This is a genomic window from Streptomyces sp. NPDC060194, from assembly GCF_042728285.1.
Classification (GTDB): Bacteria; Actinomycetota; Actinomycetes; order Streptomycetales; family Streptomycetaceae; genus Streptomyces.
The window spans coordinates 1-18,634 of the sequence record NZ_JBHWZH010000014.1 but is presented as its reverse complement, the minus strand read 5'-3'; the positions used below and the strand labels follow the sequence as shown (position 1 = coordinate 18,634).

13 protein-coding genes and 3 pseudogenes are annotated in these 18,634 nt (G+C 72.7%); 4 read left to right on the top strand and 12 right to left on the bottom strand.

Going from position 1 to position 18,634, the window contains the following annotated elements; genetic code table 11:
- The 3 genes from ACFWEG_RS05040 to ACFWEG_RS05030 all read right to left on the bottom strand — a co-directional run bounded on the left by ACFWEG_RS05040 (position 1) and on the right by ACFWEG_RS05030 (position 3,349).
- Positions 1-849 carry an SMP-30/gluconolactonase/LRE family protein gene (locus ACFWEG_RS05040; RefSeq protein ID WP_387209306.1) on the bottom strand — a complete coding sequence of 283 codons (849 nt, stop codon included), beginning with the start codon at positions 847-849 and terminating at the stop codon, positions 1-3.
- Entirely contained in the window at positions 846-1,619 is a 774-nt protein-coding gene (locus tag ACFWEG_RS05035) for an IclR family transcriptional regulator (protein WP_387209303.1), read from the bottom strand. Before ACFWEG_RS05035 ends, ACFWEG_RS05040 begins: the two co-directional genes overlap by 4 nt.
- A gap of 182 nt (positions 1,620-1,801) precedes the next feature.
- Positions 1,802-3,349, bottom strand: coding sequence for an MFS transporter (locus tag ACFWEG_RS05030; protein WP_387209301.1), 1,548 nt, complete (start codon positions 3,347-3,349; stop codon positions 1,802-1,804).
- Between the two features lie 337 nt (positions 3,350-3,686).
- On the opposite strand from ACFWEG_RS05030, the pseudogene ACFWEG_RS05025 reads away from it, so the two are divergent.
- The 3 genes and pseudogenes from ACFWEG_RS05025 to ACFWEG_RS05015 form a co-directional block, all read left to right on the top strand.
- Positions 3,687-4,613, top strand: a pseudogene (locus ACFWEG_RS05025) (bile acid:sodium symporter family protein); the annotation flags it as partial.
- Between the two features lie 48 nt (positions 4,614-4,661).
- Complete coding sequence (locus ACFWEG_RS05020) at positions 4,662-6,320, top strand: alkyl sulfatase dimerization domain-containing protein (RefSeq protein ID WP_387209299.1); 1,659 nt, start codon at positions 4,662-4,664, stop codon at positions 6,318-6,320.
- 91 nt (positions 6,321-6,411) lie between these two features.
- Positions 6,412-6,894 (top strand): hypothetical protein, encoded by a 483-nt coding sequence (locus ACFWEG_RS05015; RefSeq protein ID WP_387209297.1) that lies wholly within the window; start codon positions 6,412-6,414, stop codon positions 6,892-6,894.
- Between the two features lie 62 nt (positions 6,895-6,956).
- On the opposite strand, the gene ACFWEG_RS05010 is transcribed toward ACFWEG_RS05015, so the two are convergent.
- The 9 genes and pseudogenes from ACFWEG_RS05010 to ACFWEG_RS04970 form a co-directional block, all read right to left on the bottom strand.
- Positions 6,957-8,297: a M14 family metallopeptidase gene (locus ACFWEG_RS05010; RefSeq protein WP_387209295.1), complete on the bottom strand. Its 1,341-nt coding sequence runs from the start codon at positions 8,295-8,297 to the stop codon at positions 6,957-6,959.
- A 97-nt stretch (positions 8,298-8,394) separates the two neighbouring features.
- Positions 8,395-8,922: a 2'-5' RNA ligase family protein gene (locus tag ACFWEG_RS05005; protein ID WP_387209293.1), complete on the bottom strand. Its 528-nt coding sequence runs from the start codon at positions 8,920-8,922 to the stop codon at positions 8,395-8,397.
- 78 nt (positions 8,923-9,000) lie between these two features.
- Positions 9,001-9,432: pseudogene (locus ACFWEG_RS05000) on the bottom strand (AbfB domain-containing protein); the annotation flags it as partial.
- 63 nt (positions 9,433-9,495) lie between these two features.
- Positions 9,496-11,829, bottom strand: a pseudogene (locus ACFWEG_RS04995) (AbfB domain-containing protein); the annotation flags it as partial.
- 181 nt (positions 11,830-12,010) lie between these two features.
- Positions 12,011-13,078, bottom strand: a complete 1,068-nt coding sequence (locus ACFWEG_RS04990; protein WP_387209291.1) for a glycoside hydrolase family 43 protein — start codon at positions 13,076-13,078, stop codon at positions 12,011-12,013.
- Positions 13,079-13,254: 176 nt separating this feature from the next.
- On the bottom strand, positions 13,255-14,436 hold the full coding sequence (locus tag ACFWEG_RS04985; RefSeq protein ID WP_387209289.1) for an acyl-CoA dehydrogenase family protein: 1,182 nt from the start codon (positions 14,434-14,436) through the stop codon (positions 13,255-13,257).
- Positions 14,437-14,502: 66 nt separating this feature from the next.
- Entirely contained in the window at positions 14,503-14,937 is a 435-nt protein-coding gene (locus tag ACFWEG_RS04980; RefSeq protein ID WP_387209286.1) for an STAS domain-containing protein, read from the bottom strand.
- Positions 14,934-16,016 carry a B12-binding domain-containing protein gene (locus ACFWEG_RS04975; protein WP_387209284.1) on the bottom strand — a complete coding sequence of 361 codons (1,083 nt, stop codon included), beginning with the start codon at positions 16,014-16,016 and terminating at the stop codon, positions 14,934-14,936. The genes ACFWEG_RS04980 and ACFWEG_RS04975 overlap by 4 nt, the downstream gene beginning before the upstream one ends.
- Positions 16,013-17,566, bottom strand: coding sequence for a PP2C family protein-serine/threonine phosphatase (locus ACFWEG_RS04970; protein WP_387209382.1), 1,554 nt, complete (start codon positions 17,564-17,566; stop codon positions 16,013-16,015). Before ACFWEG_RS04970 ends, ACFWEG_RS04975 begins: the two co-directional genes overlap by 4 nt.
- 304 nt (positions 17,567-17,870) lie before the next feature.
- Here ACFWEG_RS04970 and ACFWEG_RS04965 point away from each other — a divergent pair, with 304 nt between their 5' ends.
- On the top strand, positions 17,871-18,599 hold the full coding sequence (locus ACFWEG_RS04965; protein WP_387209282.1) for a siderophore-interacting protein: 729 nt from the start codon (positions 17,871-17,873) through the stop codon (positions 18,597-18,599).
- The last annotated feature ends 35 nt before the right edge of the window (positions 18,600-18,634 follow it).

Below are 18,634 nucleotides of genomic sequence, written 5' to 3'. Positions count from 1 at the left end.
TCAGCCCGCGAAGGCCGGCTGCACCACACCGCGGCCGGCTCCGGGCAGGACCAGCAGCGAGCCCGACAGCGGCGCACCGGGGGTCGCCCCCCGGTGCGCCGTGGTGACGTACAGGTCGGTCAGGTCGGCGCCGCCGAAGGCGCACGCCGTCGGGCGCGGCACGGGAAGCGGGACGATCCGGTCCAGGACGCCGTCCGGGGTGTAGCGGCGGAGGGCGCCGCCGTCCCACAGCGCGACCCAGACGCCGTCCTCCGCGTCCACGGTCAGACCGTCGGGCCATCCGGCGCCCTCCTCGACGACGGCGAAGGGGCGGCGGCCGGTGGGGAGCGGCTCGCCGCTGTGCACGTCGCAGACGTCGATGCGCCGGGTGGGCGAGTCCACCACGTACATGCGTCGGCCGTCGGAGCTCCAGCCGATGCCGTTGCTGACCGACATGCTCCAGGGGACGGGGGTGACCGCCCCGTCGGGGCCGTACCGGGCCAGGCTGCCGCCACCGGGGGCCTCGTCGTAGCGCATCGTGCCCGCCCACAGGGCGCCGTCGGGGGCGACGGCGGCGTCGTTGGCCCGGCGGCCGGGCACCGGCTCGCGGTGCAGCCAGCTGAACGCCCCGCGGGCGTCGTACAGCCCCACGCCGTCGCGCAGGTTGACGACGAGGCCGCCGGCGGTGCGGGGCTTGGCCGCGCCGACGTGCTGGCCGGTCGCCGTCACCGTGCGCCCGCCGGTGGCCGGGGTGAAGGTGTGGACGCGCGCGCCGAGGATGTCCACCCAGACCAGCCGCGCCGCGGCGGCGTCCCAGGTGGCCCCCTCCCCCAGTGCGGCCTGCGCCCGCACGGCGACCTCGACGTTCACTGCGCCCCCCGGAAACCGAGGCGCGCGGAGAGGTCCGTCGCGCCCTGCACCGCGAGCGCCCGGAGTTCGGTCCGGCGCTCGTCGCTCAGCCGGATCATCGGCACGGAGATCGACAGCGCGGCGACCACGCGCCCCCGCCCGTCCTTCACCGGGGCGGCCAGGCAGCCGACGTCCGGGTTCGACTCGCGCTCCTCGCTCGCCACCCCCGACGCCGCGATCTCCCCGAGCGCGGCCCGCAGCGCGGCGGGGTCGGTGATGCTCCCGGCGGTCATCGCGGGCAGCGGGCCGGCCGAGGCGAGGAGCGCGTCGAGTTCGGCCGGGGCGAGGGAGGCCAGCAGGGCCTTGCCCACGGCGGTGCAGTGGGCGGGGAGTCTGCGCCCGGCGGCGGAGACCATGCGGACCGCGTGCGTGGAGTCCGCCTTGGCCACGTAGATGACGTCCAGGCCGTCCAGGACGGCGACATGGACCGTCTCGCCGCAGGTCTCGGCGACGCGGCGGGCGACCTCCTGCCCCTCCTGGGCGAGGTCGAGCTGCTCCGCGTACCGGCTCCCGAGCTGGAAGGCGCGGACCCCGAGCCGGTAGTGCCCGGGCCGACCCGGCACGGTCACGAGATAGGAGCGCGCGACGAGTGTGGTGAGGAGTTCGTGCACCGTCGTGCGCGGCAACCCGAGTCCCCGCACGACCTCCGGCGCCGTCAGGACCCCGTCCCCGTCCAGGCACAGCTCCAGGATGTCCAGCGCCCGGGTCACGGCGGGCACGTGACGCCCCATGACCGACCCCCCTTGTTCGACATGCCAACACATGGTCGACAGTGCGAACACCTTAGCGAGGGGCGGCCGATGAGGACAGACCCGGGAGGGAAGCACGGGAGCGCGGAAGCTCGGGAGCCGGGCGGCGGCCGGGTCCGGATGCCCGTCGGGGTTCCGGACCCTCCCGCGCCGGCGGCCGCGGGTCAGCCCGGCGGCGGGAGCTGTGCGCCGCCCTTGAGTCGTTCGAGGTCGGAGGCGCGGACCTGGATGACGAACACGGCGATCAGCGCGGCGACCACGGCGAAGAGGGCCGCGGCGACGAACGCGGAGGAGACGCCGGACGACAGCACCTGGTCGCCCCAGGGCGGGGGCAGCTCGCCGGTCCGCTTGAACTGGAGCTGCTGGGCAGGCGTCGCCTCGGCGAGGAAGCGGGGGATCTGGTCGTCGGCCTCGTGGCGGCTGGCGGCGCCGAAGACGGTGACCAGGATGGACAGGCCGAGCGAGCCGCCGACCTGCTGCATGGTGTTGAGGATGCCGGAGGCCGCACCGGTGTCCTCCGCCTCCACCCCGGAGACCGCCATCAGGGTGAGCGAGACGAACTGCATCCCCATGCCGAGGCCGAAGACCAGGATCGGGCCGAGGATGCTGCCCGCGTAGGTGCTGTCGGCGTCGGTGAGCGTCAGCCAGCCGAGACCGGCCGCCGCGAGGACCGCGCCCGTGATCATGAAGGGCTTCGGGCCGTAGCGCGGGAGCAGCTGGGAGGCGAGGCCCGCGCCGACCGCGATGATCGCGCTGACCGGCAGGAAGGCGAGCCCGGCGACCAGCGGGCTGAAGCCGAGCACGTTCTGCACGAACAGGGTCAGGAAGAAGAACATCCCGAAGATCGCGGCGGACAGGGTGAGCATCATGCCGTAGACGCCGGCCCGGTTGCGGTCGCGGAACATCCACAGCGGGGTGATGGGCTGCCGGGAGCGGCTCTCCACCACGACGAACAGCCCGAGGAACACGACGGCCGCGACGAAGGAGCCGATGGTGAGCCCGTCGCTCCAGCCGTCCTCCGACGCCCGGATGAACCCGTAGACGAGCAGCCCCATGCCGGCGGTCGCCGTGAGCGCGCCGGTGAGGTCGAAGTGGCCGGGCCGGCGTTCGGACTCGCGGATGTAGCGCGGTGTGGCGAGGACGATCAGCAGGCCGATGGGCACGTTGACGAAGAGCACCCACCGCCAGTCGAGCCACTCGACCAGGACGCCGCCGGCGAGCAGGCCGATGGCACTGCCGCCGGCGGAGACCGCGGCGAAGACGCCGAAGGCCCGGTTCCGCTCCGGCCCCTCCGGGAAGATCGTGGTGATGAGGGACAGCGCGGTGGGCGAGGCGATCGCCCCGCCGACACCCTGCAGGGCGCGAGCGGCCAGCAGTTGCCAGGAGTCCTGCGAGAGCCCGCCGAGAAGGCTGGCGAAGACGAAGAGCAGCACGCCGAAGACGAACACGCGCCGCCGGCCGAGGATGTCGCCGAGCCGTCCGCCGAGCAGCAGCAGTCCGCCGAAGGTCAGGGTGTAGGCGTTGATGACCCACGACAGCGACTCGGTCGAGAAGCCGAGTTCCGACTGGATCTGCGGCAGGGCGATGTTCACGATGGTGATGTCGAGCACCACCATGAGCTGGCAGGAGGCGATGACGAGCAGCGCCATGTTGTTGTTGCCGCCGCCGCGCGGGGGCGGGGTGCCGGCGCGCGAGGATGTCGCTTCGGTCATCGCGGGGCACGCCTTCCGGGGGCGTGGTGTGCAGTCATGCTCCGGACGCTAGACGCGATGCACCTGACCTGCCATTCGGCACAGGGGTTCGAGTACGGCGGGGCGGGCGGGGGGCGGTCAGCGCCGGGCTCAGGCCGCCCCGGGGCGGCCTGCCAGGGGGACGGCGCGAAGGCCGGAGGGCGGTGTTCGGGGTCGCGGCCCGCGTCTCGTGGGAGGTCCTGAGCACCGTGTCCGCGGACCCTGGTGCGGGGATTCGTGTGCCCGGGGCCATTCCGCCGGGCGGGTGTTGAGCCTACGGTGCGAGTGATCAACCCGCCGGGGCGCCGTCGCCCCCACCTCTGCCCGCTGGAGATCGCCCATGGACTCCGTCTTCACCCAGGTCCTGCTGCCGGTGACGCTGGCCGTCATCATGGCCGGGCTCGGCCTGTCGCTGACGTCGCTCGACTTCCGGCGGATCGCCGAGCACCCGAAAGCGGTGACGGTCGCGTTGGTGCTGCAGGTGCTCGTCCTGCCGGCCGTGTGCTTCGGGATCGTGCTCGCGCTGGGCCTCTCCCCGGTGCTCGCGACGGGCATGATGCTGCTCGCCGCCTCGCCGGGCGGCATCCTCGCCAATGTCTTCAGCCACCTCTTCCGCGGGGACGTGGCCCTCAACGTGACGCTGACGGCGGTCAACTCGGTGCTCGCGGTGGTGACGCTGCCGCTGGTGGTCAACTTCAGCCTCTGGTACTTCGACCCCGACCTGGGCGAGGACGGCGTCACCCTGCAGTTCGGCAAGGTCCTCGAGGTGTTCTCCATCGTGCTGGTGCCGGTCGCGATCGGCATGCTCGTGCGGCGGGCGCGGCCGGGACTCGCGGACCGGCTCGACCGGCCGGTGCGGCTCGTCTCCACGGCCGTGCTCGCCCTGGTGGTGGTCGCCGCGGTCTTCAGCGAGCGGTCGGCGATCGGGGGGTACGCGGCCCAGGTCGGACTGGCCGCGCTGCTGTTCTGCCTGGTGAGCCTGGCGGTCGGCTTCTGGGTGCCGCGCGCGTTCGGCGTACGGCACCGGCAGGCGGTGGCCGCCGCGTTCGAGATCGGCGCGCACAACGCGACCCTCGCGATGACCCTCGCGATCGCCACCATGGACAGCACCCGGCTCGCGGTCCCCGCGGCCGTCTACGCCGTGGTCATGATCCCGGCCACGGCGGGCTTCGGCTGGTTCCTCACCACCCGCGCCCGGCACACCGCCGCCGCCGACCCCGTACAGACGGCGGACGGCGTGGGCTGACCCGCCGGGCGACGACGAGACCCGCACCGAGAGAGGACGCGCACCCCCGTGGCCAACCCGTACGACGTCGAGCGCACCTGGCCCGACTACTTCCTGGAGCACCGCGAGCTGACCGTCGAGCGGCAGGGCACCTACCGCTGCGGAGACCTGCCGGTGTGGACCGTGCACTGCCCCGGCGGGTACCTCGGCAACAGCATCGTGATCGAGGGCGACGACGGCCTGATCGTGTACGACACCGGCGTCAGTGTGGAGGCGGGCGAGATCATCGCGGCGGAGATCCGCAAGGTATCCGGCAAACCGATCCGCGCGGTGTTCTACTCGCACCACCACGCCGACCACTACAACGGCACCACCGCCCTGGTCGACCCCGACGACGTCAGGGCGGGGCGCGTCACGATCTACGCGTGGGAGAACTTCGAGCGGGAGCGCGCCGGGGAGTACGGCGAGATCGCGGACCGGCAGGCGATGGGGATCGCGTACTTCGGCGGGGCGCTGCTGCCCCCGGAGGACCGGCACCACCACGGCATCGGGCTGCTGCCCCCGGGCGGCACCCCCGGCTTCGTCCCGCCGACCCGGCTGCTGCGCGGCGACGAGGTGCTGACGATCGAGGGCGTCGAGCTGCGCGCCTTCCACACGGGCGGGGAGGCGATCAGCGAGTTCGGCATCCACCTGCCGCAGTTCGACGTGGTGCTGATCGCGGACGAGTTCTTCACCGGCCTCCCGAACATGCACACCATCCGCGGGTCCCGGCCGCGGATCCCCGACCACTACGTCGGCGCCCTGGACCGGGTGCTGGCGATCCGCCCGGAGTGGCTGGTCGGTTCGCACATCGAACCGCTGCGGGGCAAGGACCGGATCGCGGCGGCGGTCACCAAGTACCGGGACGCCACGCAGTACCTGTGGGACCAGTCGATCCGGCTCATCAACAAGGGGTACACGCCGGTCGAGTTGCAGCACGCGCTCAAGGAGCTGCCGGAGGAGGTCCTCGACCCGCCGTTCACCGTGCCGACGTACGGGGTGCCGTTCACGACCGTGCCGGAGTTCTTCACCGGGTGGGTCAGCTGGTTCTCGGGCGACGCGACGGACATGTTTCCCTCCGAACCGGCCGTCCAGGCACGGCGGTTCGCGGAGCTGATGGGCGGGGTCGAGGCGGTGCTCGCCGCGGCGAAGGACGACCACCGGGCGGGACGGCACCAGTTGGCGGCGGAGCTGGCGCAGGTGGCGCTGCGGGCGGACCCGTCGAGCCAGGACGCCCGGCTGGTGAAGGCGGCGGCGCTGCGGGCGATCGGGTACCAGCAGGTCAACCCGATCGCCCGGTCGTGGTACCTGACGGGCGCGCTCGAACTGGAGCAGGTCTTCGACCCGCAGCTGATCCTCGACTTCGTCGGCCCCCTCATCGCGGCGCCGCGGACCGGCCCCGAGGTCGTCGCGGGCTGGCGCTACCGACTCGACGCGGAGAAGGCGGCGGGGAGGACGCTGGTGGTGGGCGTGCGGTTCACGGACTCCGGCGACGAGCTGACCGTGCGCGTACGCCACCGGGTGCTCGTCGTCGAAACGGGCCCCGCGGACGACCGCCAGGCCCTCGTCGAGACGGACGCGGACGTCCTGGCCTCCGCGCGGACGGTGGAGGGGGACGAGGGCGCTTGGCCGACGCTGGTGCAGCTACTGGACCTGCCCCCGGCCGGGTTCCACATGCACATGCGGTGAGCGGGACCGTGCGTAGGATCCGACTGATCACGATCGCCAACTCGACCCCGTGGAGCCCGATTTGACCCGGCTTGCTGGTCTGGTCCGTCCGATGTCCCTGCTCCTGACGACCGCGCTCGCGGCCGTGTCGCTCACCGGCTGCGCGCTGCTCGATCTCGCCGAGGACTGCGACGGGACGGAGGAGCGGGTGGCGGAGTTGACCGGGCTCGACATTTTCGAAGCCGAGCCCTTGGGAGCCGAGGCCGCCGACGGATTCGAGAAGGTCGACGCCGACTGCTGGGCGGACAGCGGCGACGTGGTGGCGTACGCCAAGCGGACGTACACCTTCCCGGGGACGCGTGACGAGGTGCAGGAGCACTACCGGGCGGAGGCGGAGCGGGACGGATGGCGGTGGTTCCCCGAGGAGCAGTGCTTCGGCAAGGACGGCATGAGCCTGCGGGTGCTCGTCGTCGCGGCTCCGCACTTCGAGGCGGAGAGCCTCGGGGAGCCCACGGGCCTCGGTGCCGGCCCCGGCACCGACTACTGGGTCGAGGTGGAGTCCTACGGCGCCGGCGGCAAGGACGCCGTCTGCTGACGGAGAGCACGTGCGCCCCGGGCCCGCCGGGCCCGGGGCACGCGTTCACCGGCTGCGATCCCTCAGCAGTACTGCGCCTGCTTCCCGATCGACCGGTACATGCAGTCCGCGTTCTCCAGGAGCTGCAGCACCGCGTCCCGGTTGCGGCTCGTCTCCCGCTCGATCACCTCGTCCGGCGGGTAGAACCCGCCCCCGGACGCGCTGCGCGGGTACATCTCGAAGGTGTAGGCGAAGACCTTCTGGTTGCCCCACAGCCAGTCGGGGATGGACCCGTCGGTGATGTACAGGTCGCTGGACTGCTGGCCGGTGTAGCCGTTGGACGCGGCCATCTTCCCGCCGACGGTGGCGAAGACGTTGCGGTCGTCGGCGGTCAGGCCCGGGCCGGTGTCGTTGTAGGTGTAGCCGTAGGGCCACAGGACCAGCTCGCTGTAGGTGTGGAAGTCGATCGCGGCCTTGATCTGCTGCTTGCCGCCGACCACCCGGCTGCGGACGAAGTCCGCGACGACCTTCACCTCGGGCGCGGACTCGGCGCGCGGGCCGCGGTAGGTGTCGGAGGACGTCGAGCCCGAGGAGCCGCCGCAGCAGCCCCAGTTGTAGTTCCAGTTCCGGTTCATGTCGGTGCCGACGTAGCTGGAGCCGGAGTTGGGCTGCCGGTTCTTGCGCCAGTTGCGGTACGAGCCGGTGGCGACGTCGTACTCGCCGCCGTCGGGGTTGAGGTCCGGGATGATCCAGATCTCGCGCCCGTCGATCATGTTGCGGATCCGGGCGTCGGTGGCGTAGTCCTCGTTGAACTCGCGCAGCAGGTAGAGCGCCATCTCGACGGTGAGGTGCTCGCGCGCGTGCTGGTGGTGGGTGAAGAGGACCTCGGGCTCGTTCTCGTCGGTGGCGGCGTTGTCGCTGATCTTGATCGCGACGATGTCCCGGCCCTGGTAGCTCTTGCCGATGACCCGCTTGACCATCCGGCCCTGGCTGGCGGCGATGCGCTGGTCGATCTCCGCGCTCATCTCCGCGTAGTTGTGGTAGCGCGCGTCGGCGGAGGGGAAGTCGAAGGTCTGCGCGCCGTCCGCGGCCGTCTTCCGCGCCGGCGGGGGCGGCAGCAGCTCCAGCGTGTGGCCGGCGGCGCGGAGCTTCGCCGCCTGCGCCTTGTCGGCGGTGACGACGACGGCGTGCCCGTCGGCCTCGTCGATGGAGACGCCCGTGCGGGCGATGGCGGTCCGGGCCTCGGGGGTGGAGGGCCCGTGGATCTCGTACTGCCGGACGGCCTCGTCGGCCAGGACCTTGGCCGGGACGGGCTTCGGTCCTCCGGCGTTGGCCGTGGCGCCGGCGGTCAGGGGCGCGGCGACGGCGAGGGCGAGCGCGGCGGCCAGCAGGGTGGTGCGTCTGCCGCGTAAGGCTGAGCGCATGGGGAGTCCTTCGGGGGGTGGTGGACGTGCGACAGCACGAAGATGCCCCCGTGGCATGGGCGCGTCAATAGGGCCCTCGGGGGCGGCTCCGACGGGGCTACAGGCCCGCGGTCGTCCGCGAGGCCGAGTCGTAGGTCCGGGCCGCGGCGAACCGGCCCGCGGGGGCCGCGGGGCCGCGGAGCGCGGGCGGCAGCAGGAGGTCGTCGGGCAGGTCCCAGGTCGCGCCCCGGGCCCGCCCGAGCGTGATGTGCGGCTGCCAACTACCGGGCTGTAGATGGGGGTTGCCCGCCTCCACCCCGGCGTCGCGCAGGATGCCGTGCACGGTCCGGTGCAGCCGCAGCAGGCGCGCGTCCGGCCGGACGCGCAGGGCGAGGACGTCGTACCGGCCGGCGAACCGCAGCAGGCCGTCGAAGGCGGCCGGGAGGTCGAGGCCGTGCAGCTCGGCGCGCACGGCGGCGAACGCCGACGGGGTCCAGGCGTCGGCGCTCGCGAAGGTGAGATGCGGTCGGTTGGTGGGGTGGGAGTGGTTGCTCTGGCTCGGCAGGCCGGCGGCGGCCAGCCGGTGCCAGGCGTCGACGACCCGCTGCTCCGTGTGCTCGTCGAGGAGCAGTTCCACCGTGCGCATACCGGAGAGCTTAGGCGGAGCGGGTGCCCGCCCGGCGCTCCACGCACCGGCCGGGCACCCGTCGGGCTCACGCAGCGGTCACGGCGCCCAGGGGGCGACGATGTTCCAGCTGCTGTCCGCGGTCAGGGTCTGCGGACGGTTGTAGCCGCCGTCACCGCTGCCGGAGGCGATGTACACCTGCGAATCGAAGTGGCGGAGGTAGGAGCCGGGGATGTTGATCGACTCCAGGGTGACCCCGGTGCCGCCGACTCCGGGCCGCGCGCACCAGGTCGCGTCGGACCGGAAGAGCGCCGTGTTCTCGCTCGGCGCGTTGCGGACCCGGCTCGCGGCGTGCCGCAGGAACTGGCCGGGGAAGTTCACCGACTCGAAGGAGTAGCAGGAGGAGTCGGCGAGCCCGCGCCGGACGGTGTAGGTGGCGTCCGCCTTGAGACCGGCGGGGCTGCCGGAGGTGACGACCTCGGTATAGGCGAGGCTGTCGGCGTGCCGCAGGTAGCGGTTGGTCAGGTTGAACGTGGTCACCTGGAACGAGCGCCGGGTGTCGACGGGCAGCGCCGCGGAGCTGCGCCACAGGGCGGGGTCGGCGGTGTTCCAGGTGGCGTCGGCGTTGAAGTTGGTGGCGGTGTCCCAGGCGTTGGGGCCGCCGCTGCGGGCGAGGTAGACGTTCTCGGCGTAGTGCCGGAGGTAGCTGCCGGGGAAGTTCAGCGACTCGTAGGACGTGCCGCCGCCGGAGAGTCCCGGCCTGCTGCACCAGGTGGCGTCGGCGTTGAACGAGCCCCCGGCGCCCGCCTCGACCCGGGCCCGGCTGCCGGCGTGCCGCAGGTAGCGGCCGGGGAAGTTGACCGACTCGAACGAGTAGCAGCGCGGGTCGGCGAGGCCGGGCACGGTGCGGAAGGAGGCGTCCTGGCGGGCGCTGTCGGAGGAGGCCGCGCTGATCACGTCGGTGCGGGCCACGTAGTCGGCGTGCCGGAGGTAGCGGTCGGTGAAGCCGGCCGTGGTCACCTTGAACGAGCGGACGTGCCCGAGGGTGAGGTTCGGGGACGCGTTCTGGTTGCGCGAGGCCGCGATCAGCGCGAGGTGGGCGTTGCGGACCTGCGCGGTGTCGACCTTCTGGACGCGCCGGTCGTAGGTGAACAGGCCGTTGTACTCCCCCTCCAGGTCGGTGATCTCGGTGTAGATGGACGCGGACAGGCCCTTGGTCGTCATGAGCTGCTGGACGTCGCGGACCATGCCGGTGTAGCGGTCGTTGAGCTGGGCCGCGCTGGAGACCTGCTCGTAGGCGAAGAACTGCCCGTTGGGGCTGTACTCGTGGCCGGGCGTGCGCAGGCCGACGCCGCCGAACTCGCCCAGGGTGGAGAAGCGGGTGGCCGAGGGGCGGGGGGCGTCCGGACCGGTGTATGCATGCCAGTCGAGGGTGTCACCCGTGCCCGGGTCGCCCCGGGAGTCGCAGCAGTTGTAGCCGGAGTGCGCGTTCATCAGGCGGGACGGGTCCTGGTTCTTGATGTCCTCGGAGATCCGCCGGGTGGCGTTGATGTCCCACTCGCCCCAGCCCTCGTTGAAGGGCACGTAGGCGATGACCGCGGGCGAGAAGCGGTGCTCGTCGACGATCTCGCGCGCCTCGGTCTCGAACTGCGCCTGCTGCGCCGCCGTTCGGGTCTGGTCCCCGGTCGGGGTGGAGGGGATGTCCTGCCAGACGAGGAGTCCGAGCCGGTCGGCGTGGTAGTACCAGCGGGCGGGTTCGACCTTGATGTGCTTGCGGACCATGTTGAAGCCGAGGTCCTTGTGCTTCTGCAGGTCGAAGGCGAGGGCCGCGTCGGTGGGCGCGGTGTAGAGGCCGTCGGGCCAGAAGCCCTGGTCGAGCGTGCCGACCTGGAAGACGAACTCACCGTTCAGGGTGGGCCGCAGGACGCCGTTGACGAGCTTCTTGCCGACCTCCCGCATGCCGAAGTAGCTGGTGACGGTGTCGACCGGGGTGCCGGACGCGTTGCGGAGGGTGACCCGCAGGTTGTAGAGGAACGGGTCGTCGGGCGACCATCGGCGGGCGTTCGGGACGGGGACGGAGAACTCGGTGAAGCCGCCGACCGTGCTGCCCACCACCGTGGAGCCGTTGAGGGCCTCGGCGAGGACGGTGTGGCCGGTGACGCTGCCGCGGGTGAAGACGCGGACCCGGGCGGTGTTGTCGGAGAGATCGGCGCGGATGTCGACGGAGTAGATCGACGAGGCGGAGGTGGGCTCCAGCCACACCGTCTGCCAGATGCCGGAGGTGGGGGTGTAGAAGATGCCGCCGGGGTTGTCGACCTGCTTGCCGGTGGGCTGCTTCTCGCCGCGGCCGTTGGTCGGGTCGTAGACGCGGACGATCAACTCGTTCGCGCCGGACCGCAGCTGGGGCGTGATGTCGACCTCGAACCGGTCGTAGCCGCCCTTGTGCCGGGTGACCTCGGTGCCGTTCACGAAGACGGTCGCCTCGTAGTCGACCGCGCCGAAGTGCAGCTGCACCCGGCGGCCGTTCCAGCTCTGCGGGACGGTGAAGGACCGCTTGTAGAACATCAGGTCGCGGTTGTCGTTGCGCATGATCCCGGACAGCGCCGACTCCACCGGGTACGGCACGAGGATCCGCTCGGGCAGGGTCTGGCCGATCGGCGGGGCGGCGTTGCGGTTGACGTTGCCGACGCCGTCGACGGGCGGGTTCAGGAACTCCCACTCGCCGTTGAGGGACTGCCAGTCCGCTCTGGTCATCTGGGGTCTGGGGTACTCGGGCAGCGGGTCGGTCGTGGACACCTGGTTGGTCCACGGGGTGCTCAGGGGCGGTGTCTTGGGCTGGATCGCGGCGGCTGCGGTGCCGGCTCCGGTGAACACCAGGCCGGTGGCCATGAGCAGCATGGCCAGCAAGCCGGTGAGGATGCGGCGCATCGAACTCCTCCAGGGCAGGACGGCGCGCGGAGTCCGGGCAGCACGCCGTCCACGGCTCTGGCGGCGTGCGGGAGTCCGTGCGGGGCGGGTGGGGGCGGTGGATCAGCGGGTGGGCGCGCGCCCCCGCGCGGCGGCGGGGGCGGGCGCGATCCGGCGGGGCGGCCCCGCCGGAGGCGTCACGTCACTCGAAGTACTTCAGACTGAACCCGGTGTCCGTGTTCGGCCCGGGCACGTCGGCCCTGCTGTACGTGGTGTTCCCCCACCAGGTGAAGGTGCCGGAGTACCAGTGGCGGTTGGCCCACGTGTACGGCGTGCCCTTCGGCACGGCGTGGTACATGAGCGGGAAGCGCGGGCCGGCCGGCGGACTGGTGGTGATGTCACCGTCGAGCAGCACGAAGGAGTGGTGTCCCGGCCCGTTCACGTACAGCGTCGGGTCCCAACCGGCCATCATCGTGGACCGGTGGGAGCCGAAGAGGCAGCCGTTGGACTTGTACCAGTCCCACACGTACGTCGGGTCGCCGCCGGCCCGCAGCCTGAGGTCCGCGATGCAGTACTGGTCGCTCCAGCTGCCGTTGGCCGAGTAGGCGATGTGCAGCCGGCCGTCGGGGTCGCGGATCGGCTCGGGGCCCTCGTTGATGAAGGGGTTGCCGACCACCCGCTCCCAGCTCTCGCGCGGCTGGGAGATGACGTACCGGGGGCCGGTGGTGGCGGTCGGAGAGCTCATCCGGGCGATGTAGAGGTTCTGCTCCACGTTCGTGTCGCCCGCCCAGCCGGACCAGACGAACCAGCGCTGGTTGTCGAACCGGAAGCTCGTCCCGTCGATCGCCCACTTGTCGTCGGGCAGCACCATCCGCTGCTCGGCGGAGTAACCGCTGTCCGCCGAGGCCGAGTTGATGACGTACATCCGGTGCGCGGCGCCGACGCCCGCGGCGAAGTAGATGTAGTACCGCCCGCCGTCGCGGACGATCTCCGGCGCCCACACCTCGCCGAGCCGGCGGCTGTCGGTCCACACCGTGCGGGCGGGCGCGGCGGACAGGCCGTCGGGGGACGACGCCCGGCGGACGGCGAGGCCCCCGCCGGTGGACTGGACCGAGACGTACGTGGTGCCGACCCGGATCACGCTCGGGTCCGCGGCCCGCTGCCCCTGCCCCGCCGCGGCGGGCGGGGCGGACACGAGCGACAGCACGGCGACCAGGATGCCGGACAGCGCGGCGGCAGCGGCGCCGGAGAGCAATCGGGAGAGTTTCATGGCCCCATTCCTGTTCGATCATCGTGCCGGTGGGGGGAGGCGACCGCATTTACATCGATGGAAGAGCGCTGTCCAATGTCACGACTCGCGGCGAACATGTCAACAGTTGCGACAGAACGCGAAACAGCGCCGCCCCCGACCGGGGCGGCGCTGCGATCGGCGCCCGAGGGCCGGACCTACACGAACGCGCTGAGACCCGTCACCGATCGCCCGGTGATCAGCGTGTTGATCTCCCGTGTGCCCTCGTAGGAGTACAGGGCCTCCGCGTCGGCGACGAAGCGGCCGATGCTGTAGTCGAGGACGATGCCGTTGCCCGCGAGGAGTTCGCGGCCCCAGCCGACGACCTCCCGCATCCGGGTGGTGCAGTGGGCCTTGGCCATCGCGGAGTGCGCGTCGCGGAAGGTGCCGGCGTCCTCCAGCTGGGCGAGCCGGACGACCATGCCGAGGCAGGCGGTGGCGTCGCTGGCCATGCGGACGAGGAGGTCCTGGACGAGCTGGAAGCGGGCGACGGGCCCGCCGAACTGCTGCCGCTCCTTGGTGTAGTCGAGCGCGATCCGGTAGGCGGCGAGCATCACCCCGACGGCCTCCCAGGCGACGCCGCTGCGGGTGCGGCGCAGGACGTCGGCGGTGTCGCGGAAGCCGTGGGCCTCCTGCAGCCGGTTCGCCTCGGGGACCCGGCAGTCGGTGAGCACGATGTCGGCGTTCTCGACGGTCCGCAGGGCGATCTTGTTCTCGATGAGCGTGGCGGAGAACCCCGGGGTGCCGCGCTCGACGACGAAGCCGAGCACCCGGCCCTCGCCGCCCTCCTCCTTCGCCCAGACGACGATCAGGTCCGCGAAGGTCGCGTTCCCGATCCACCTCTTCTCGCCGTTGAGCACCCAGGTGTCGCCCTCGCGCCGGGCGGTGGTCCGCAGCCCGGCGGCGACGTCGGAGCCGCCCTGCGGCTCGGTGAGGGCGAACGCGCCGATCTTCTCCATCCGGCCCATCTCCGGCAGCCAGCGCCGGCGCTGCTCGGCGGAGCCGCAGCGGGCGATGCTGCCCATGGCGAGGCCCGCGTGGACGCCGTAGAAGGTGGCGAGCGAGGCGTCGACGCGGGCCATCTCCAGGGCGATGAACCCGGTGAGCAGGCTGCTGGCGGTGGTGTCACCGCACTCCTCGAAGGCGAGGCCCGCGATGTCCAGCTCACCGAAACGGGGGATCAGGTGGTGCGGGAAGGAGGCCCGGCCCCACCAGCCGTCCGCGTACGGGGCGACCTCCGCGCGCAGGAAGTCGCGGACGCGGTGGAGCGTCTTGCGCTCGTCGTCGTCGAGCAGCTCCTCGAAGCGGTACAGGTCCTCTTCCAGCAGGCCGTCAGCCATGGGTCCATCCTCTTCCCGCACGATCACGACGCGTTGTGCGCCCTGACCGGCCACCTACCCGGTGGTCTACGGGGAATACCCGGGCGGCCGCGTGGTGGCCCCGGACGGGTGGCCGGACGGCGGAGGCGTGTCGTGCCGGACCTGCTCGCCGCCGGTGGCCGGGACCAGGTGGTCGAGGGTGCCGGTGACGGTGAGCAGCCGGTCGAGGAGGGGCGGCCGGTTCTCCAGGTGCAGGGCGACTCCCGCGGCGGTCGTCCGGCGGTGCAGCATCAGCAGCATGGCCAGGCCCATGGAGTCGATGCCGGTGAGGTCGGCGCAGTTCAGGTACAGGGTGCGCAGGCCGGGCGCGGCGTCGAGGTGGGAGGTGGCGAGGTCGAGGAAGTGCTCGGAGCTGTCGTAGTCCAGGAATCCGTGGACCGCGACGTGCACGCTGCCGGCGTGCGGTCCGGCGGCGGTGGTCAGGCGCAGGGGGGCGGGTTCGTACCCGGCGGGCGGCGTCATGCGTGGTTCCTGGAGTCGAGGGCGCTCCCGGGTCCCGGGGCGAGGACGGCGGCGGCCCGTTCGAGGATGCGGGTGGCGCGGGGGAAGTCCTTGAGCTCCTCGCTCAGGACGTCGAGGGCCGGGGTCAGCGAGTGCGAGGGGACGGCGCGGGCGGTCAGGACGTCGGCCGTCCAGGTCAGGAATCCGGTGAACAGCTCCGCGTCGTCGGTGTAGAGGGCGGTGGCGAGGAAGTGGACGATGTGGTCGACGTCCTCGGCGGTGCGGCTGCGCTGGGCGGGGCTGTAGCCGCCCATGGCCGGGAACCGTTCCTCCAGGCCCTGGATGACGGTCCGCACCAGCTGGGGGCGGGTGCGGGCGACCATCGTGTACTCCTGGTCCGCGAGGTGCGGCAGGTCGTCGATGGGCTGGTGCGGGGAGGCGGGCCGGCCGAGCCGGTCGCCGGCCAGCCGGTCGGCGGCGGTGCGGGCGTCGGCGGCCCAGGCGTCCGCGCCGAGCAGGCGCGCGTAGCGGCCGCGGGGGCCGAACGCGGCGCCGCCGACCAGGACGGGGGTGCCGGTGGCCTGGACGGCGGTGATCGCGGCGTGGGCGACCGGCAGCCGGGTGGCGATCGAGCTGGAGAGCGCGACGGTGACCGGCCCGGTCTGGTGGACGTGCGCGATCAGGTGGTCGGTGGGGACCTGCGCGCCGAGGTAGTCGACCCGCCAGCCGCGCAGCCGGAGCACCTCGGCCACCAGCCGGGCGGGCAGGGCGTGCCACTCGCCGTCGACGCAGGCCACGGTGATCCTGCCGCGCTCCGGGGTGTCCTCGGGCGGGTGCCGCAGGGTGAGGGCGGCGATCGCCCGGTCGTTGATGGCGGTCGCCGCGTGCTCCTGGGCCACCGTCATCCGGTTGGCGGCCCATTCCTGGCCGATCCGGCCCTGGACGGGGGCGATCAGGTCGAGCAGGACGCTCTCGGGGTCCCAGTCCTCGTCGAGTGCGCCGAGGACCACGTGGGTGGCCGTGCGCTCGTCGCCCTCGGAGACGGCTTCCCAAAGCCTGTCCCTCCAGAGCGTCGGGTCGGTGACCGGTGGAGCCGTCATGCGGTGAACCTGCCTCGGGTGTGTCCGTCGACGGCGCTGAGGTGGTGGGAGCGGGGCGCTGCCACCACCATGACGGCCATGTCGTCGTGCGGTTCGGAGCCGACCCAGTCGGAGGTCAGCATCTGCACGTGTTCGACGACCGCCTGCGCGGGCATGCCGGCGCAGGCGGAGAGCGCCTCGCGCAGCCGGGCGTCGCCGAACAGCTCGTCGCCGAGCGGGCCGCCCATCGCCTCGGTGATCCCGTCGGTGTGCAGCACGAGGAACTCGCCGGGCGCGAGCGTCGCGGCGGCGGTCTTCGACTTCGCGTGCGGGAGCACGCCGACGAGGGTGCCCTGGGAGTCGACCTCCTCGACGGTGCCGTCCCGGCGGACGATCAGGGCGGCCGGATGGCCCGCACTGGTCACCCGCAGCCGCACGGAGCCGCCCTCGCGGACCGCGGAGGCCATGACGAGGGTCGCGAACCGGGTGTGGTGGGAGGTCAGGAGCGCCCCGTTGAGCAGGTCGATCATCCGCTGGTGGTCGTCGGCCATCGGCAGCAGCGCCTGGAGGGTGTTACGGATCTTCCCGGTCAGGACGGCGGCCTCCAGGCCCTTGCCGCAGACGTCCCCGAGCACGGCGAGGGACGCCCGGCCCGGGGCGGCGGCCGGGTGGACGTCGTAGAAGTCCCCGCCGATCCGCTCGTGGACACGGGAGGGGCGGTAGCCGCCGGCGAACTCGACGCCCGCGATCTGGTGCAGCTCCGGCGGCAGCAGGTCCTGCATCAGGGTGCGGGAGAGGGAGGACTGCTCCGCGTAGAGCCGGGCGGCCGAGACGGCGGCGCCGGCCCGGGCGGCGAAGAGCCGCGCGAAGACCTCCTCGTCCTGGCTGAAGGCGGCCTCGCCGTCGCGGCGCAGGAGGATGAGCGCACCGGCCGGCACCCCGTGGCCGGGCAGGGGGGTGACCACGATCGATCCGACGGGGCCGAAGTCGCCGGGGACGAGCCAGTCCGGGGCGGCGGCGGGGTCGATCCAGCGGGAGGGCACCGGGGGGAAGCCCTGCAGCGCCTCGGCGAGGCCGGGGATGTCGTCGGGGTTGACCACGTGCTCCCCGCGCCGCGGCTCACCGCCGCGGACGCAGGCGACGACGGGATGGCGGTTGCCGGACCGGGGGGCGATCACGAAGGCGGCGTCGCCGAGGTGCTCGGCCGCGAGCCGCGCGGTGACGTCCATGCAGCGGTCCACGTTCAGCGACGACAGCAGGGCGTTGGAGGCCTCGCCGAGGAAGGCGGTGCGCTCCCGCTCGGCGCGCAGGGCCGCGCGGGTCCTGCGGTGCTCGGTGTCGTCGGTCAGCCACCAGGCGAGGTCTCCGCCGCCGAGCGGGGCGGGGCGCGCCGTGAAGTGCCGGTCGCCGACCGCGCCGGAGACGGCCCCGTGGGCCCGCGGGCCGTGGCCGTCGCTCAGCCAGGCCGGTACGGCGTCGGCGAGGAGGACGCCGGGGCCGAGCCGGGGGAAGAGGTCGCCGGCGGCGGCGTTGGCCGAGCGGACCTCGCCGTCGGGCGCCGCGACCAGCACGGGGTAGGGGGCGCCCTCCCAGACGGGGTGGCCCGGGGCGTCCCGCCGCGGTGTGCGTGCGCGAGGAAGAGAAGTCACATGGGGCAAGGCCCGCTGCGCGAACCCCTCACCTCATCCGATCGAAACATTGCCATCGGGCAAGTGTCCCGCAGCCGGACCTGCGCTGGCAATCGAGCCCGGCCCGTACACCTGTACGGGGATTCACGGCCGTGTGGGCCGGGCCCGCAGGGGTAGGGTGACAGACCTTTAGGTTAGCCTTACCTAAAATCACATCGGGTGAGAACTACCAGGGGAGGAGTTTGCCGTGGGTCATGGCTGGGAGGGCGTCGTCCTCAAGCTGATGCGGGGGCGGGACTTCACGTTCACCGTCACCGGGGCCGAGCAGGTCACCGAGGACTTCCGCCGGGTGCACCTGACCGACGGCGGACTGCTCGCCGCGACCAAGGGCGCGCACCCGACGATGTGGGTCAGGCTCTGGTTCGAGCAGGCGGGCAAGCCGCACCAGCGCGCGTACACGCTCGTCGACCCGGACCCGGCGGCCGGGACGTTCAGCCTGGAGTTCGCGCTCCACGACGGCACCGCGAGCGACTGGGCCCGCACCGTGGAGCCGGGCGCCACGATCGAGGCGACCCTGCAGGGCACCGGCTTCGACCTGCCCGAACCGGCTCCGGCCCGGCTGTTCCTGATCGGTGACGCGGCCTCGCTGCCCGCGATCAACTCGGTGCTCGACGCGGTCCCCGACGCCGCCGCGACGATCTGGTTCGAGACGGCGCACGCCTCCGACAAGGAGCTGCCGTTCCGGCTCGACCCGGCCCGGCACACGCTGCACCACCTGGAGCGCCGGGACGCCGGGGCGCATCTGGTCGCGGAGGTGAAGGCCGCGCTGCCGGATCTGCTCGGCGGCGACACGTCGGACGCGTACGTGTGGATCGCCTGCGACACCGTGACGACGCGCGCTTTGGGCGCGTACGTCCGCAAGGAGCTGAAGGTGCCCAGGAACCGGGTGAACGCGCTGGGGTACTGGCTGCCCTGACCCCGTCCGCACGACCGCCGGGCCCGCGCCCCACC

Coding starts and splice junctions, on each gene's coding strand:
- ACFWEG_RS05030 (WP_387209301.1), bottom strand. CDS start 3,349: ATGACCGAAGCGACATCCTCGCGCGCCGGCACCCCGCCCCCGCGCGGC.
- ACFWEG_RS04990 (WP_387209291.1), bottom strand. CDS start 13,078: ATGAAACTCTCCCGATTGCTCTCCGGCGCCGCTGCCGCCGCGCTGTCC.
- ACFWEG_RS05005 (WP_387209293.1), bottom strand. CDS start 8,922: ATGCGCACGGTGGAACTGCTCCTCGACGAGCACACGGAGCAGCGGGTC.
- ACFWEG_RS05010 (WP_387209295.1), bottom strand. CDS start 8,297: ATGCGCTCAGCCTTACGCGGCAGACGCACCACCCTGCTGGCCGCCGCG.
- ACFWEG_RS05015 (WP_387209297.1), top strand. CDS start 6,412: ATGTCCCTGCTCCTGACGACCGCGCTCGCGGCCGTGTCGCTCACCGGC.
- ACFWEG_RS04975 (WP_387209284.1), bottom strand. CDS start 16,016: ATGACGGCTCCACCGGTCACCGACCCGACGCTCTGGAGGGACAGGCTT.
- ACFWEG_RS05035 (WP_387209303.1), bottom strand. CDS start 1,619: ATGGGGCGTCACGTGCCCGCCGTGACCCGGGCGCTGGACATCCTGGAG.
- ACFWEG_RS04980 (WP_387209286.1), bottom strand. CDS start 14,937: ATGACGCCGCCCGCCGGGTACGAACCCGCCCCCCTGCGCCTGACCACC.
- ACFWEG_RS04985 (WP_387209289.1), bottom strand. CDS start 14,436: ATGGCTGACGGCCTGCTGGAAGAGGACCTGTACCGCTTCGAGGAGCTG.